At 70.4% G+C, this 16376-nt stretch carries 15 protein-coding genes; 8 read left to right on the top strand and 7 right to left on the bottom strand.

Translation table 11 applies throughout. The annotated features are described in order from the left end of the window. Positions 1-7 precede the first annotated feature (7 nt). The gene (locus tag F3H57_RS05295; protein ID WP_149754812.1) at positions 8-253 is read right to left on the bottom strand and encodes a hypothetical protein; all 246 of its coding nucleotides are present in this window, start codon (positions 251-253) and stop codon (positions 8-10) included. Between the two features lie 248 nt (positions 254-501). Between F3H57_RS05295 and F3H57_RS05300 the strand changes: the two genes are divergently transcribed. From F3H57_RS05300 to F3H57_RS05320, 5 genes are read left to right on the top strand one after another with little or no spacing between them, the layout of a single operon-like run. Further along, a complete protein-coding gene (locus tag F3H57_RS05300) occupies positions 502-1719 on the top strand; it encodes an efflux RND transporter periplasmic adaptor subunit (protein WP_149754813.1) in 1218 nt (405 codons plus the stop codon). Beyond that, entirely contained in the window at positions 1716-4841 is a 3126-nt protein-coding gene (locus F3H57_RS05305) for an efflux RND transporter permease subunit (protein ID WP_149754814.1), read from the top strand. The genes F3H57_RS05300 and F3H57_RS05305 overlap by 4 nt, the downstream gene beginning before the upstream one ends. 8 nt (positions 4842-4849) lie before the next feature. Beyond that, the gene (locus F3H57_RS05310; RefSeq protein WP_223162969.1) at positions 4850-6943 is read left to right on the top strand and encodes an alpha-galactosidase; all 2094 of its coding nucleotides are present in this window, start codon (positions 4850-4852) and stop codon (positions 6941-6943) included. 37 nt (positions 6944-6980) lie between these two features. Next, complete coding sequence (locus tag F3H57_RS05315; RefSeq protein ID WP_149754815.1) at positions 6981-7895, top strand: 2-dehydro-3-deoxygalactonokinase; 915 nt, start codon at positions 6981-6983, stop codon at positions 7893-7895. Then, positions 7892-8497 carry a 2-dehydro-3-deoxy-6-phosphogalactonate aldolase gene (locus tag F3H57_RS05320; RefSeq protein WP_149754816.1) on the top strand — a complete coding sequence of 202 codons (606 nt, stop codon included), beginning with the start codon at positions 7892-7894 and terminating at the stop codon, positions 8495-8497. Before F3H57_RS05315 ends, F3H57_RS05320 begins: the two co-directional genes overlap by 4 nt. A gap of 7 nt (positions 8498-8504) precedes the next feature. Here F3H57_RS05320 and F3H57_RS05325 read toward each other — a convergent pair whose 3' ends face one another. From F3H57_RS05325 to rbfA, 5 genes are all read right to left on the bottom strand, one after another. Beyond that, a complete protein-coding gene (locus F3H57_RS05325; RefSeq protein ID WP_149754817.1) occupies positions 8505-9257 on the bottom strand; it encodes a metallophosphoesterase family protein in 753 nt (250 codons plus the stop codon). A 44-nt stretch (positions 9258-9301) separates the two neighbouring features. Continuing rightward, positions 9302-10480 (bottom strand): 23S rRNA (adenine(2503)-C(2))-methyltransferase RlmN, encoded by a 1179-nt coding sequence (rlmN, locus tag F3H57_RS05330; protein ID WP_149754818.1) that lies wholly within the window; start codon positions 10478-10480, stop codon positions 9302-9304. Positions 10481-10826: 346 nt separating this feature from the next. Continuing rightward, positions 10827-12002 (bottom strand): hypothetical protein, encoded by a 1176-nt coding sequence (locus F3H57_RS05335; protein WP_149754819.1) that lies wholly within the window; start codon positions 12000-12002, stop codon positions 10827-10829. Positions 12003-12126: 124 nt separating this feature from the next. Then, positions 12127-12876, bottom strand: coding sequence for a phosphodiester glycosidase family protein (locus F3H57_RS05340; RefSeq protein WP_149754820.1), 750 nt, complete (start codon positions 12874-12876; stop codon positions 12127-12129). A gap of 5 nt (positions 12877-12881) precedes the next feature. Then, positions 12882-13277: a 30S ribosome-binding factor RbfA gene (gene rbfA, locus F3H57_RS05345; protein WP_149754821.1), complete on the bottom strand. Its 396-nt coding sequence runs from the start codon at positions 13275-13277 to the stop codon at positions 12882-12884. 84 nt (positions 13278-13361) lie between these two features. Here rbfA and dapB point away from each other — a divergent pair, with 84 nt between their 5' ends. Then, the gene (gene dapB / locus F3H57_RS05350) at positions 13362-14171 is read left to right on the top strand and encodes a 4-hydroxy-tetrahydrodipicolinate reductase (protein ID WP_149754822.1); all 810 of its coding nucleotides are present in this window, start codon (positions 13362-13364) and stop codon (positions 14169-14171) included. Positions 14172-14457: 286 nt separating this feature from the next. Continuing rightward, positions 14458-14814, top strand: a complete 357-nt coding sequence (locus tag F3H57_RS05355) for a dihydrodipicolinate reductase (protein WP_149754823.1) — start codon at positions 14458-14460, stop codon at positions 14812-14814. An 8-nt stretch (positions 14815-14822) separates the two neighbouring features. On the opposite strand, the gene F3H57_RS05360 is transcribed toward F3H57_RS05355, so the two are convergent. After that, entirely contained in the window at positions 14823-15008 is a 186-nt protein-coding gene (locus tag F3H57_RS05360; protein ID WP_149754824.1) for a DUF1674 domain-containing protein, read from the bottom strand. A gap of 88 nt (positions 15009-15096) precedes the next feature. Here F3H57_RS05360 and F3H57_RS05365 point away from each other — a divergent pair, with 88 nt between their 5' ends. Next, complete coding sequence (locus F3H57_RS05365; RefSeq protein WP_149754825.1) at positions 15097-16362, top strand: RsmB/NOP family class I SAM-dependent RNA methyltransferase; 1266 nt, start codon at positions 15097-15099, stop codon at positions 16360-16362. Positions 16363-16376 lie beyond the last annotated feature (14 nt).

The raw sequence follows: 16376 nt of genomic DNA on the forward strand, positions 1-16376 counted from the left end.
CTGGATCTCACCTGGTGGAACTGGAGGGGGTGTCCCCGAGGCCGAGGGACGTCCACAGATCGCGGACCGCCGGCGCCTCGAGAACGTGGTCCGGCGGCGCGATGCCGGCCTTCATGGCCGAGACGATGAGCTGGATCCCCGCGGTGTCGATCGCATCGACCTCGGGCCAGTCCGTGGGATCGCGCAGGAGGGCGGTATGGGCGTCCACCGCCTCGCCGATCAGGAGTTTCGGGGCTCTGGGTGCGCTGGGCATGATCGGGCCTGCTGATAAAATGCCTTCCGTCGTCTGGGACGCGGGTTTTTGGTACCGTCAGAATCTCAACAGCGCCCTAAGATCAGCCGCCCGGCGCGCGATTTTCGGCTCGTCTCCCGGACGACGCGTCCGTTACGGGATCGTGTCGGCCTGTGCGCCGTGATAGGCGACACTCGGGCTTGAAAGCGGCCGGTGCGCCCGTACGTGCGTGCGGGGCCGCCGCAGGGGCCGCCACGAAAGGGAACAGCATGGACGAGCGTTCGGAAGCCGGCGGCGCGGCGCCGGAAGGTCTCAGATTTGACACCGATCGCGGCGCGTCGCGCTCCTTCTGGATCGCCTCGCTGCTGCTTGTCGCCATCGTGGCCTGGATGGGCAGCGGTTTCGTCCTGCCCGGCGAGGACGCGGCGCCACAGCAGACCGAGGCCGCCGCGCCGGAGCTGCCCTCGGTCCTCGTGCGCCGCTCCACTGCCGAGCCGGTGACGCTGCGGTTCACCGCCGAGGGACAGGCGGAGCCGGACCGCGATACCGAGATCCCGGCAGAGGCCGCCGGTAACGTCGTCGAGCTGCCGGTGGCCAAGGGCGACGGGGTCGCGCGCGGCGACGTCATCGCGCGGCTGTCGTCGGATCAGGCAGAGGCGGCGCTGCGCCAGGCCGAGGAGGAACAGGCCCGGGCGCAGCGCGAATTCGACAATGCCAGCCAGCTGCTCGAGCGCGGCATCGCCACGGCCGACCGCGTGGCCGAGGCGCGCGCCACGCTTGCCGCCGCCGAGGCGCAGGTCAGCTCGGCCGGGCGGGCGCTGGAGGATCTCACCATCGAGGCGCCGTTCGACGGCCGGATCGAACGGCTCGACGTGAACGAGGGCGAATTCGTCGCCGCCGGAGAGACGGTCGCGCGGCTGGTCGATAACGACCCGCTGACCGTGGCGATTCAGGTGCCGCAGCAGGCGCTCAACCGCATCCAGGTTGGCCAGAGCGCCGAGGTCCGCTTCATCACCGGGCAGACGCGGTCGGGCGAGGTGGCCTTCGTCGGCACCGCCGCCGAGTCGGCGACGCGCACCTTCCTCGCCGAGATCGAGGTGGGCAATCCGGACGGAGAGATCCCCGCCGGCGTCTCGGCGGAAGTGACCATCCCCACCGGCGATGTGACCGCGCATCTGGTGCGCCCGTCGATCGTGTCGCTCGATCCCGACGGTCGGATCGGCGTGAAGACGGTCGAGGAAGGCCACGTGGTCTTTCACCCGATCGAGGTCGCCCGGGCGGAGATCGACGGCGTCTGGGTCCAGGGTCTGCCCGAGAGCGCGGAAATCATCACCGTGGGCCAGGGCTTCGTGCGGGACGGGGAGGCCGTGCGCGCCAGCGCCGAGGCAGAGGCCGACATGGCCGCAAGCCCCGCGACGACGGCGGAAGGCCCCGGCACCGCGGACGTTTCCGGCGGCGAAGGCGACGCCGAGGAGACGCAGCCTTGAACGCGATCATCGACGCCGCCTTCTCGCGCAGCCGCGCCGTCGTCATCCTGCTGCTGATGATCCTGACCGTCGGCGCCGTCGCCTACGTGGCGATCCCGAAAGAGGCCAACCCCGAGGTGCCGCTGCCGCTGGTCTACGTCTCGACCAGTGTCGACGGGATCAGCCCGTCCGACGCCGAGCGGCTGCTGCTTGAGCCGATGGAGGCGGAGTTCGGCGCCATCGAGGGGCTCGACCAGATGTCGAGCGAGGCCACCGAAGGCTTTGCCAGCGTTCAGCTCGAATTCGCCGCCGGCGGCGACATCGACGAGGCGCTCGACAAGGTGCGCGAGGCCGCTGACAGCGTGCAGGGAGACCTGCCCGAGGACGCCTCCGAGCTCAACGTGACGGAGATCAACACCGCGCTCTTCCCGATCATCACCGCCGTCCTGTCGGGGCCGGTGCCGGAACGGACGCTCAACGATCTTGCCGACGCGGTGCAGGACGAGGTGGAGGCGCTGCCCGGTGTGCTCGAGGTCGATATCGGCGGTGCGCGTGAGGAATTCCTCGAGGTGCTGATCGATTCGACGGTGTTCCAGACCTACAATCTCAGCTTCGACACGCTCATCAACCAGCTTCAGCGCAACAACCAGCTGATCGCCGCGGGCGCGATCGAGACCGGCGGCGGGCGCATCGTGCTGAAGGTCCCGGGCCTGATCCAGGACCTCGAGGACGTGTTGGCGATGCCGGTGAAGGTGGAGGGCGACACCGTCGTCACCTTCGGCGACGTCGCCACCGTGCGCCGCGCCTTCGAGGATCCGACCGGATTTGCCCGGATCGACGGCCAACCGGCACTGGCGCTCGAAGTGACGAAACGGTCGGGCGCGAACATTATCGACACTGTCGCTGCGACCAAGGCGGCGGTCGAGGAGCTGCGCGTCGACTGGCCCGACAGCGTGCGCGTGACCTACCTGCAGGACCAGTCCGAAGAGGTGAAGACGCTGCTGTCGGACCTCGAATCCAACGTTATCGCGGCGGTGATCCTGGTGATGATCGTCATCGTCTTCGCGCTGGGTCTGCGGTCGGCGGTGCTGGTGGGGCTCGCCATCCCCGGCGCGTTCCTGGCGGGCGTCGCGGCGATCTGGGCGATGGGCTACACGATGAACATCGTGGTCCTGTTCGCGCTGATCCTGGTGGTCGGCATGCTGGTGGACGGCGCCATTGTCACGGTGGAACTGGCCGACCGGCGCCTGCACGAAGGCGACACGCCGAAGGCGGCCTATGCCCATGCCGCCAAGCGCATGGCCTGGCCGATCATCGCGTCGACGGCGACGACGCTCAGCGTGTTCTTCCCGCTGCTGTTCTGGACCGGGCTGATCGGCCAGTTCATGAAATACCTGCCCATCACCGTGCTTTTGACGCTATCGGCGTCTCTCTTCATGGCGCTGATCTTCATTCCGGTGATGGGCGGCGTCATCGGCCGGGCGCAGCCGCAGACTGCGGTTTCCAAGCGGACGCTGCACGCCGCCGAACACGGCGACCCGCGCTGTATCCCGGGATTTACCGGCGCATATGTGCGGCTCCTGGAGCGGGCGATCCTCCGGCCGTGGACGACGGTGATCCTGGCGCTGGCGCTGCTGATGGGCGGCTTCGCGGTCTACGGGGAGTTCGGGCGCGGCATCTCGTTCTTTCCGTCCATCGAACCGGAGTTCATGCAGGTGCAGGTCCGCGCCCGCGACAACCTGTCGATCTACGAACGCGACGACCTCGTGCGGCAGGTGGAGAGCCGGCTTCTCGGAGCGGAGGGCGTCGCCAGCGTCTACGCCCGGTCGACCATGAGCGCGGGGCAGGGCGACGAGGACGTCATCGGCACCATCCAGCTCGACCTCGTCGACTGGCAGGTGCGCCGCCCGGCGGCCGAGATCGCCGCCGGCATCCGCCAGGACATGGCCGACATCGCCGGCATCGAGGTGCAGGTCGAGACCGAGAGCGGCGGACCGGCGAGCGGCAAGCCGGTGAACCTGCGCATATCCGCCCGCGACCCGATCGCGCAGGCCGAGGCGGTGGAGACCGCGCTCGCCACGATGGACCAGGTGGGCGGATTCACCGATGTCACCGACACAAGGCCGCTGCCGGGCGTCGAGGTCGCGATCAACGTCGACCGGGCGGAGGCGGCGCGCTTCGGCGCCGATGTGAGCCTTCTCGGCCAGGCGATCCAGCTTCTGACCCAGGGCATCACGGTGACCGACTACCGCCCCGCCGACGCCGACGGGGAGCTCGACGTGCGCGTGCGCTTCCCCAGCGACGACCGCTCGCTCGGCGAGCTCGGCAGCCTGCGGGTGCCGACCTCATCGGGGCTGGTGCCGATCTCCAACTTCGTGTCGTTCGAACCGGTGGAGCGCGTCGGCGTGATCCGCCGCATCGACGAACGCCGCGTGACCACGATCGAGGCGAACGTCGCGCAGGGCGAGCTGGTCAACGACCGCATCGTGGCGCTGCGCGGCGCGCTCGCCGCCGCCGACCTGCCCGAGGGGGCGGAGTACGAGTTCGCCGGCGAATCCGAGGACCAGCAGGAATCGATGGTCTTCCTCGCCAGCGCCTTCGTCGCGGCCATCGTGCTGATGGCGATGATCCTGGTGCTGCAGTTCAACAGTTTCTTCCAGGCCTTCGTGGTGATGAGCGCGATCGTCTTCTCGGTCGCCGGGGTGCTTCTGGGTCTTGTCGTCACAGGGCGGCCGTTCGGCATCGTCATGGGCGGCGTCGGGGTGATCGCGCTGGCCGGTATCGTGGTGAACAACAACATCGTGCTGATCGACACCTACAACGACCTCAAGCGGGCCGGCGCCTCGCCGCTGGAGGCGGCGCTGCGCACCGGCGCGCAACGTCTTCGGCCGGTGGTGCTGACCTCGGTGACGACGGCGCTGGGGCTCATGCCGATGGTGATCGGCCTCAACGTCAACTTCTTCACGCGGGAGATCGTCTACGGCGCGCCCTCCACGCAATACTGGACGGAGCTGTCGAGCGCGATCGCCGGGGGCCTGACGGTGGCGACGGTGCTGACGCTGGTGGTCACCCCCGCGATGCTGATGCTGCGCGAGAAGCGGGCGACCCGCGCGGCGCCCACGGCGCCGGTGCCGGCGGAGTGAGGCGGGCGGTGGCAACGCCGATCCGCACCTGGACACTGGGCGACAGCCGGCAGAGCCTCGTCCTTGCCGCTGAGGCAGACAGGCTGCCGGCCGTGGTCTACTGGGGCCCGCCGGTCCCGGAGGCAGAGGCCGAGGCGCTTGCCCGCGCGGCCGAGCGGGACGTGACCGGCGGCATGCTCGACCGCAACCCCGCGCTCAGCATCTGCCCCGAAGCCAGCGCGACCTTTCCCGGTCAGCCCGGCCTCTTCGCGCGCGACGGCGCGGGCACGCCGATCCTGCCGGTCTTCCGTATCGAGACGGTCGAGGAGACGCCGGGGACGCTGCACTTCGTTTGCCGCGACGCCGCCGCCGGGCTTACCTATCACGCGCGCATCGCGCTCGATCCTGTCACGGGGGTCGTGACGGCCTCGGCTGCGCTGGAGGCCGCCGCGCCGATCCTGCTCGACTGGCTCGCCGCGCCGGTCTTTCCTGCCTCCGAGGCGGGCGAGGAGATGATCGACTTCGCCGGCCGCTGGTGCGGCGAGATGCGGCCCCAGCGCATCCACTGGGCCGCCGGCATCCGCCTGCGCGAGAACCGGACGGGGCGCACCGGGCACGAGCACATGCCGCTCCTGTACCTGCCCGAGACGGGGGCGACGAACACCGCGGGGCGGGTCGCGGCGTTCCACTACGGCTGGTCCGGCGGGCACCGCATGGTGGCCGAGGAATTGCCCGACGGCCGCCGGCAGATCCAGTTCGGCCACGCCGCGCAGACCGAAAGCGCGCCGGGCACGCATTTCGAGACCGCGACGCTGTTCGCCTGCCGCTCGGACGCGGGCCTCAACGGCTGTGCCACTGCCTTCCAGCGCCACCTGCGCGACCGCGTCGTGCCATGGGTCGATCCCGCCGCGCCCCGGCGGGTGCACTACAATTGCTGGGAAGCCGTCTATTTCGACCATTCGCTGCCGGTGTTGTCCGAGATAGCCAGCCGCGCCGCCGACCTCGGCGCCGAACGGTTCGTGCTCGACGACGGCTGGTTCGGCCGGCGCGACGACGACACCGCGTCGCTCGGCGATTGGGAGGTCGATCCGCGCAAGTGGCCGGACGGGCTCCATCCGCTCATCGACCACGTGCAGGCCTGCGGAATGACCTTCGGCCTCTGGGTGGAGCCCGAGATGGTGAACCCCGGCAGCGCGCTTCTGGCGGCCCATCCGGACTGGGCGCTCGGGGCCGAGGACCAGGTGCTCGGCCGCCAGCAGAAGGCGCTCGACATGGCGCGCGCGGACGTGCGCGACCACCTTTTCGCGCGGCTTTCGGCGATCCTGTCGGCGCACGAGATCGACTACCTCAAGTGGGACCATAACCGGGTCCTGCCGCTGCCGGACGCGGCGCAGACGCGCGGCACCTACGACCTGATCGACCGGCTGCGCGCGGCGCATCCGCATGTGGAGATCGAAAGCTGCGCCTCGGGCGGCGGGCGGATCGACTTCGGCATCCTCGCGCGGACGCAGCGGGTCTGGCTGTCGGATTCCAACGACGCGGCCGAGCGGCTGCGGATCCAGCACGACGCCGCGCTCCTCTTGCCGCTCGCCGTGACCGGCAGCCATGTCGGCCCGCGCCGCTGCCACACCTCGGGCCGGGTGCACGACATCCGCTTCCGCGCCTGGGTTGCGGCGCAGCGGCAGATGGGGTTCGAAATGGACCCGCGCGAGCTGACGGACGAAGAGGCGGCGGTGCTGCGCGAGGTGACCGGCTGGTGGAAGGCGAACCGCGACTGGCTCGCGCGTGCCGACATCCTGCGTCTCGACAGTGCCGATCCGTCTGTGATCGCGGAGCAGCAACTGGCCGAGGACGGCGCCCGCTTCGTGGTTTTCGCCGGTATCGCCGCGACCTCCGCGCAGATCGCGCCGCGCCCCCTGCGGCTGACCGGGCTCGACCCGGCGGCGCGCTACCGGGTGGCGCTGGGCAACGCAGAGGACGCGCCTGTGGGGCTGTCGCGCGGGACGCCGGCGCTTAAGACCGGGGCGCTGGAGCTGTCCGGGCAGGCGCTGATGGCGCAGGGGCTGACCCTGCCGTGGAGCCTGCCGGACCGGATATGGGTGATCGAGGGAGAACGGCTATGACCGAACATGACGGACTTGGGCCGGCGCGGGGCGGCCGATGACGGTGCTGGACTGGATCGCGGTGGACTGGGGCACGTCGAACCAGCGCGCCTGGCTGATGGCGCCGGGCGGCGCGGTCATCGACAGCCGCTCTTCGGACCGGGGAATGAACACGCTCGGCCCCGAGGCCTACGAATCGGCGCTTCTCGATCTTGTCGGCGATGCGCTCCCCGAGGACCGGGCGGTGCCGGTGGTGATCTGCGGCATGGCCGGGGCGCGGCAGGGCTGGCGCGAGGCGCCGTATCGCGCCGTCCCCTGCGCCCCGCCCGGCATCGCGGAGGCGACGCGCGTAGAGACCGCCGATCCCCGCATCGACGTGCGCATCCTGCCCGGCATCCGGCAGGACCGCCCCGCCGACGTCATGCGCGGCGAGGAGACGCAGATCGCCGGCATCTTCGCAGCGCATCCCGGTTTCGACGGCACGATCTGCCTGCCCGGCACGCATACGAAGTGGGTGCAGGTCAGCGCCGGAGAGGTCGTGTCCTTCCGCACCTTCATTACCGGCGAGCTCTTCGCGCTGATCGAGGGGCAGTCGGTGCTACGGCACACGCTCTCCGGCGGCGGCTGGGACGAGGCCGCCTTCGCGGACGCGGTGTCCGAGGCCATCTCCCACCCCGCGCGCACCGCTGCGACGCTGTTTTCCCTGCGGGCGGAGGCGCTGCTTCACGACATGCCGGCGGATGCGGCGCGCGCGCGGCTGTCGGGCACGCTGATCGGGCTGGAGATCGGCGGCGCGCGGCCCTATTGGCTGGGACGGCCGGTGATCCTTGCCGGCGGGGGCGCGCTCGGCGCGGCCTACGCCGCAGCGCTGGGCGCGCAGGGCGCCGAGGTCACGACGCTAGATGTCCGGACGATCACGCTGGCCGGCCTGTCGGCCGCGCGGGCCGGCATGCAGGAGACAGGAGGCACATGAGCCGAGAGATCATCGCCATTCTCAGAGGCATCACCCCGGACGAGGCGGTGTCGGTGGCCGAGGCGCTCGTCGCCGCCGGGATCGACCGGATCGAGGTGCCGCTGAACTCTCCCGACCCGTTCGACAGCATCGAACGGATGATCCGCGCCGTGGGCACGCGGGCGACCATCGGCGCAGGAACGGTGCTGACCGCTGAAGAGGCCGACCGCCTCGCGAAGATCGGCGCGCGCATGGTCGTCTCGCCCGACTGCAATCCGGAGGTGATCCGCGCGGCAAAGGCGGCCGGTATGCTGTCCTATCCTGGCGTCTACACGGCGACCGAGTGCTTCACGGCGATCCGCGCGGGCGCCGACGGGCTGAAGTTCTTCCCGGCCTTCAAGCTCGGCACCGACGGCCTGGCGGCATTGAAGGCGGTGCTGCCGCCCGAGACCGCGACCTATGCCGTGGGCGGCGTCGACGGGCCGGACTTCGCGGCCTGGCGCGCGGCCGGCGTGACCGGCTTCGGCATCGGATCGAGTCTCTACGCCCCCGGCCGCAGCGCGGAGGAGGTCGGCCGCCGGGCGCGGAGCCTCGCGGAGGCCTGGGACGCGCTGCCAGGCTGAGCGTGGCTCAGGTGTGGACGTATTCGACGCTGCCGGGTTTCACCACCGCGCCGGTCAGCCGGCCGGTGGCATAGGCGCCGGTGTCGGTCGGGATGCGCCCGCCGGCGGCGCGGGGATCGGTGGTGATCGTGTGGCCATGCACAACCCAGACCCCGTCCTTGCGCCGGCGCGACTCGAAATCGGGATGCCCCCACAGCAACACATCCTCGGGCTGCGCCTCGATCGGAGCCAAGGGGTCGGCGCCGGCATGGACCACGGCGACATTCCCGGTGCGCCACATCGTCGGCAGGCCGCGCAGCCAGGTCTCCGCTTCGGAACCCAGCGCGGCGGCAAAGCGGTCGCGCGTCGTCTCCCAGCTTTCCGGAGAACTTTCGGTCGGGGCGGGGCAGCGGAAACTCGACAGCGTCTGAAGGCCGCCGTTGCGCACCCAGCGGGGGCCGAGCCCGACCGGATCGTCGAGAAACCCGAGCATCATTTCTTCGTGGTTGCCGCGCAGGCAGACGAAGCGGTCCTCTCCGAGGTCGGCCTGCAGCCCGCGCAGGCGGTCGAGCAGCGGCGCGCTGTCCTCCCCGCGGTCGACATAGTCGCCGACGCAGACCAGCGTGTCGGCCTCCGCCGCCGCGCTTTCCAGCTTCGTTAGAAGCCGCGCGAACAAGTGGTCGCAGCCGTGCAGGTCTCCGATGGCGACGAAGGGCGCATCGGGGGCGAGCGTGGACAGGTCGTCTGGCTTGGGGGACCGTCCCCATGAGAACAGGCGCATGACGCTCAGGTAGTCCGTTTGCGGTGTGTGGCCAAGATGCCGGTTCACGCGCCTCGCGCGTCGGCCTCGATCTCGCGCCGGGGCTTGCGGGCGCGTTCGGTGGCGGACTTTAGCTGGCCGCAGGCGGCCATGATATCCTCCCCGCGCGGGGTGCGGATGGGCGAGGCGTAGCCGGCCTTGTAGACGATGTCCGCGAAGGCTTCGATCCGGCTCCAGTCCGACCGTTCGTAGGGCGCGCCGGGCCATTCGTTGAACGGGATCAGGTTGATCTTGGCCGGGATGCCCTTGATGAGTTGAACGAGGCGCCGGGCGTCGGCGTCGCTGTCGTTCACGCCCTTCAGCATCACGTATTCGAAAGTGATGCGTTCGGAGTTCGACAGGCGCGGGTATTCTTTCAATGCCTGCAGCAGCGTCGCGATGTTCCACTTGCGATTGATCGGCACGAGCTTGTCGCGCACCTCGTCCGTGGTCGCGTGGAAGGACACGGCCATCATGCAGCCGATTTCCTCGGCGCAGCGGGCGATCTCGGGGACCACGCCGCTCGTCGACAGGGTGATGCGCCTGCGCGACAGGGCGATGCCCTCGCCGTCCATGGCGATCTTCATCCCGTCGCGAACATTGTCGAAATTGTAGAGCGGCTCGCCCATGCCCATCAGCACGATGTTGGACAGAAGCCGCGTTTCATCCTTCGGCGCGCCGCGCGTCGGCCATTCGCCAAGATCGTCGCGCGCCAGCATGATCTGTCCCACGATCTCGCCGGGCGTTAGGTTGCGCACCAGTTTCTGCGTGCCGGTGTGGCAGAACGTGCAGGTCAGCGTGCAGCCCACTTGGCTGGAGATGCAGAGCGTGCCGCGGTCGGCCTCGGGGATGTAGACGACTTCGACCTCGTGGCCGCCGGCGATGCGGACGAGGTACTTGCGCGTCCCGTCGGCCGACACGTTGCGCGACACCAGCTCCGGCAGGCTGATGGTGAAGTTCTCGGACAGAAGGTGGCGGTAATCCTTCGACAGGTTGGTCATGTCCGCGAAGTCCCGCACGCCCCAGTAGTAGATCCACTGCCAGACCTGGTTGACCCGCATCTTGACCTGTTTTTCGGGCGTGCCGGCGGCGAGGAACGCCTCGCGCATCGCGTCGCGCGTCAGCCCGACAAGGTTCAGAGGCCCCTCCGGCGCCTTCCGGGGGACGGTCACGAAATCCTGCGCGATGGGCGCGTTGGCGGTCATCTCTCGGCTCTCCTGCGTGCGAAACCGGATTTCTACACGATGTGGGGGCGAGAGGCAAAACCTAAAGGGGCAGGTGCGAATGAGTATGCCGGGGCGCTGAGCCGAGCAGCGCCAGGCCGCGGTCCGGCGATCCTGCCCGTCGAACGGTGCACTTTATGGCAGCCACCTCGGTAAGACCTCCGAGCGACCGCCCAGCGCCGCCAAATCGCCGGTTCGGGGGCGGCCCGACGATGCGCGGCTGCCTTCGGCCTCGAGTCCGCGCGGGGCGTGGAAAAGGCCTTGGCACCCGATGAGGCGAGCGCGCAGGCAAAGGGCTCCGGGCGGCCATGCGCCCGGAGCCGGTCGTTCAGCAATTGCTGGACAGGGTTACCGAGCGGCCTTCGATCGCTTCGACCGTGACGTTGCAATCCATGTCCGGCACTTCGGTGCTCTCGCCGGTGGCGACGACCTGGTTGGTCAGCGAGTTCACGGCGATGCGCGCGGCGCTGCCGTCCTCCGCCACGCCGGAGATGAACACGCGCACGTCGCCGTCCGCGAAACGGGCCACCGAGCCCGGGCGGATGGCGTCGGATCCGCCCGCGGCCGCTTCGTCGCTGCCTTCCGAGCCCTCCTCGGAGGAACCTGCTTCACCTTGTCCGTCGCTGCCGGCAGACTCGCCGCCTTCGCCGCCCGTATCGGGAACGGCATCGCCGCACGCCGCAGCGACCGTGGCGGTCCGGCCCGACACGCCGGCAAGGCCGACCATGCAGTCCTCGACCTGCCGGGTCTCCCCGGTCGAGAGGGTCATCGGCTCGGTGTTCACCGACAGGCGTGCCGCGCCGCCCTCTTCGTCGACGCGGCCGAGGAAGACCCGCATCGCGCCGTCGGAGAAGAGCGCCGTGGCGCCGATGGTCAACTCCTGCGAGCCGCCGGCCTCGGCCAGGGCCGCGGCATTGCCGGACGCTTCGGTTCCGCCCGCTTCCGATGCCTCTTCGCTTCCGCCGGTTTCATCTGTCGACACGTCCGACACGGCGCCTTCGTTGCCACCGGCACCGGTCTCGCCCTGATCGTTGACCGCGCCCGCCGTTGCCTGGCCCATCCCGGCCAGCGCGCCGGCCAGCGCCGTCAGGCCGTCGCTGAGGCCGGACAGGGATTCCTCGAGCCCGGACTGACCCTCTGCCGCGGCCGACAGGCCCTCGGCCACGGCTTCGCGCATCGCCGACAGCTCTGAACCCACGCTTTCCACCTGCGAGGTGACGGAGGCGACGTCGTTCTGGACCGCCGACAGGCCAGGCGGATCGGCCGGCGCCTCCTCCATGCGAGCCTCGATGGCGGAGAGCCGCTCGGAGAGCGTGGCGATATCCTCGTTCAGGGTGGAGACCGCTTCCCCGGCGCTGGCGGTGGCCTCGGTCGCAGGCGACACGCCTGCGTCGATCGCCGCCTCGATCTCTTCGATGGTCGGGCCGCCCTCGGCCCCGATAAAGCCGAATACGGCTCCGATCACGAGGCCGATGACCCCGGCACCAATCGTCTGATTGTTCAAAGCTGTTCCTCCCGTCAAATCACATGTCGCCAAGCCGCATCGACCCGCCGTCGCAAGGGGCCAAAGACGGTCGGCGCCACCATAATCAGGGTTCCTCCCCGAACGTAAGGGATTCCTTCGGCGGCTACTGCACCGGTGCCGCGACACCCACGATCGGGCCCATGGCACGCCCGAAATCCGAGCGCCCGAGTTCCGGGGCGTGCAGTTTGGAGACGTTGCCGTCGAGAAACAGAGCCTGCGGCGTGCGCAGCCCGTCGCGGAAGAGCCGGCCGAATTCGTGGAAGGTCACGGGCCGTTCGGAGATCGCGAAGATCGCCGTGCGGCCGTCATCGGTGGTGCCCACGCCGTTGCGCACGTAGCGCGAGGTGCTGTCCGCCAGGAAGCGCGGGTGCAACTCTCCGTCGATCACCAGCATCGGCCCCGATTGCGTGGCGAAGCGGCAGGACGGCGCCTGCTCGATGTAGTCGTGGGTCTCGATCACCCGGGCGCTGCCGCCGCCGAAGCAGAAGACGCCGTTGGGCAGCAGGCCGAAATTTCCGGGGCCGGGATTGGGCACGATGCCGGCGCTCTCTTCGCCGTTCTCCACGTACAGGCCTACGGGGGTGCGGTCGGGATGGTACATGCCGGCGTTCATCGCGAAGGCGAGCCGCTGGCCCGTCGCCTCCAGCGCCGCATCGAGCCGACCGAACTGCGACCAAGGCTGGCCGTCCGGCGCGTCGAGGAAGAGCCGCAGATCGTCCTCGCGCAAGTCGACGCGGCAGATCGTGTAGGGCAGCCCGTCGAAGCGGATCTCCTCACAGCCGAGCGCGGTGGCCGGGGAGGGGCCCAGGATCAGCGTGAGGGTGAGCGCGGCGAACGCGGACAGAAGGCGCATCTGGATCAGTCGTCGAGGTCGCGGCGGACCTCGTCCCGGTCGAACAGCCGCCGGGTCTCGTCGAGCCGGTCGAAGGTCTCGTCGATGCGGAAGCGCAGGTCCGGTGCGAATTTCAGCGTGAGCTGTTTCGACACCTGCCGCCGCAGCTCGGACTTGTTGCGGGCGAGGATCTTCACGAGGTCCTCCTGCCCCTCGCCGCCGAGCGGCAGCACGAAGGCGGTGGCGACCTTGAGGTCGGGTGACACCTGCACCTCGCCCACGGTGATCGACCGCCCGACAAGGTCGGGGTCGTGCACGTCGCCGCGCATCAGCACGTCCGACAGCGTGCGCCGGATCAGCTCGCCGACGCGAAGCTGCCGTTGGGAGGGGCCGTCGCCCGAATTCTGACGCTGCTTTGCCATGCCATCCCACCTAGGCGAGCCGGGGCGCTTTGCCAAGCAAGGAGGCAGGCGATAAGGGAAGGCGAACGCAAAGGAGAGGCCGAGATGAGCGAAATTCCGGGTGTCGTGGTGACGGGCGTGTCGGGCCGAATGGGGCAGATGCTGGTGCGCGAGATCGCGGCCAGCGATGCGCTGCGCCTCGTCGGCGCGGTGGAACGCGCGGGCCACGACTGGGCCGGGCGCGATGTCGGCGCGGCGATGGGCGGCGCGGACCTCGGCGTGAAAGTGGAGGACGACCCGCTGGGCGCCTTTGCGCGTGCGCAGGCAGTGATCGACTTCACCGCGCCCGAGGCGACGCTGCACTTCGCCGAGCTCGCCGCGCAGGCCCGCGCGGTCCACGTCATCGGCACCACCGGGTTCACCGACGACCAGATCGCCGCGCTGGAGCCCGCCTCACGCCATTCGGTGCAGGTGCGGGCCGGGAACATGTCGCTCGGCGTGAATCTGCTGAAGGCGCTGACGCGGCAGGTTGCGGCGGCGCTCGGCCCCGACTGGGACATCGAGGTCGTGGAGGCGCATCACAACCGCAAGGTCGACGCGCCGTCGGGCACAGCGCTGATGCTGGGCGAGGCGGCCGCGGAAGGGCGCGGCGTGTCGCTCGCGGATGTCGCGGATCGTGGCCGCGACGGAATGACCGGCGCGCGGCGGCGCGGCGACATCGGCTTTGCAGCGATTCGCGGCGGCGACATCGTCGGCGAACACGACGTGATCTTCGCCGGGCCCGGAGAGCGAATCGTGCTGCGGCATGCCGCCAGCGACCGGGCGCTCTTTGCCCGCGGGGCGCTGCGTGCGGCGCTCTGGGGGCAGGACAAGGCGCCGGGGCAGTACGACATGACGGACGTGCTGGGGCTCTGACGGTCGCCGTCGGTCGGGGTTGATGGTGCGGGAGCGGGGGCCAGCCCGCCGCCATTGTCCCTCGGACCAATGGCGCGACAATGGCGGCCCCCCGGAGTATTTGCCGGCCCAAAGAAGCAGGGGCGGGGCGCGTTCTGGGAAAGCCGGGGCTTTTTTGGTGGCGCGGAATTGGCGGCGCCTTCCCACGATCCGGCGGCGTCAGTGGATATCACGTGCCCGTGAGTCGCAGAACCGGACGGGCCCGGTCTCCGTATCTACTTGCGTTATCTGCGAACGGAGGCGCGAGATGATCCGAACCGTATCTCTTGGCGCGGCGATGGCCGCGATGCTGGCCGGTGCCGTGGGGGCGGAGCCCGCGAAGGTCGACGGACGCGGGGAGTTTCTGGACCTCGTGCAGGGCCGGACGCTGAGCCGGCCGCTGGTCAGCCTGCAGGTCGGAGCCGACGGCTCCATCACCGGCAGCGGTGCGGGCTGGGACGTCACCGGCTCCTGGACCTGGCAGGACGGCTATTTCTGCCGCGACATCAACTGGGGCGGCGACGACCTGGGCTACAATTGCCAGTTGGTGACCGTCGACGACGGCCGCATCACCTTCGTGGAGGATCGCGGGGCCGGTCGCTCGGCCGGGTTCTCCATCGACTGAGCCGGCGCTCAGAAATCGATGGCGAGGCCGCCCTTTTCCCAGTCGCCGTAGCGCACCGGCTCTGGCCCCTTGCGCCCGCCAAGCTCGACCGGGCGCTGTGCCTCTTCGGCCTCGGCCGCGCGGCGGCGTTCCTCGGCCTCGGCCAGCGCGCGCTGCGCGGCGGGGGGCAGATCGGTCTGGCGGTCCTCTGACATGGTCGCGTCTCCGGCTCCGTGCGGGCGCTTTCCCCGCGGGCACACCGTTGATATACGCGCCGCTCATTGCATGACAAGGGAGCCGGGCATGCCGGATGCCAGCCGTTCGCCGCGCGCCGCGGCCGCCGATCTTCTGGGCCAGGTGCTGGGCGAGGGGCGGCTTCTGAGCGAGGCCCTGCCGGCCCTGCGCCCGCTGCCGCCGGAGGCGCGCGCCGAGGCGCAACGCCTCGCCACCGGCGTCTTGCGGGAGCTTCCGCGCATGGACGCGCTCTTGGCGCCGCATCTGCGCAAGGCGCCGCCGCTCAGGGCGCGCAATGTGCTGCGCGTCGCGGCGTGGGAGCTGGCGCGGGGCGGCGCCGCCCATGGCGTCGTCAGCGGCGCGGTCGACGTGCTAGCCGGGGGCAAGCGCACGCAAGGCTTCAAGGGGCTCGCCAACGCCGTCCTGCGCAAGGTCGCGGCTGAGGCAGAGGCGCGCCGCGCGGAACTGCCGGTGCCGAAGCTGCCGGCATGGCTGCGCGGCCCGCTTGCGGAGGCGTGGGGCAAGCCGGCCGTGGCGGCGATGGAGCGCGCACATCTCGCGGGAGCGCCGCTCGACCTGAGCGCGAAGGGCGATGCGGCGGCGCTGGCCGAGGCCGTGGGCGGAGAGGTCCTGCCCACCGGCTCCGTGCGCCTCCCCGCGCGGGTGCAGGTGTCTGCATTGCCGGGCTACGACGACGGCGCCTTCTGGGTGCAGGACGCAGCGGCCGCACTGCCGGTGCGGCTCCTGGGGGACGTGGCGGGGCTGCGTGTGCTCGATCTCTGCGCGGCACCGGGCGGTAAGACGCTGCAGCTTGCTGCCGCCGGGGCAGAGGTGACGGCGGTCGATCTGTCCGAAACGCGGCTGGGCCGCCTGCGGGAGAACCTGGCGCGCTGCGGGCTTGAGGCCGAGGTCGTTGCCGCGGACGCGCTGGACTACGAGGGTGGGCCGTTCGACGCGGTGCTGCTCGACGCGCCATGTTCGGCCACGGGCACGATCCGGCGCCATCCGGACCTGCCGCACGCGCGGGCCGGCGAGGGGATCGCCGAACTGATCGCGATGCAGGCCAGGATGCTGGATCGGGCTCTGACGCTGGTGCGCCCGGGCGGACGGCTGGTGTTCTGCACCTGCTCGCTGTTGCCGGACGAAGGGGAATGCCAGGTCGAGGATGCGCTGGAGCGGCATCCGGGCCTACGCGTGCTGCCGCCGGAGGCGCCGGGGATCGACCCGGTGTGGCGCTCCGGCGAGGGCGGGCTGCGGCTGCGACCCGACCTTTGGGAGGCGCGCGGTGGCATGGACGGGTTCTACATGGCGGTGCTGGAGCGGCCGGTCGGGTGAGGCCGCATAGGGGG

Origin of the sequence: Roseivivax sediminis (genome assembly GCF_900112685.1) — a bacterium.
In the GTDB taxonomy this organism is placed as follows: Bacteria; Pseudomonadota; Alphaproteobacteria; order Rhodobacterales; family Rhodobacteraceae; genus Roseivivax; species Roseivivax sediminis.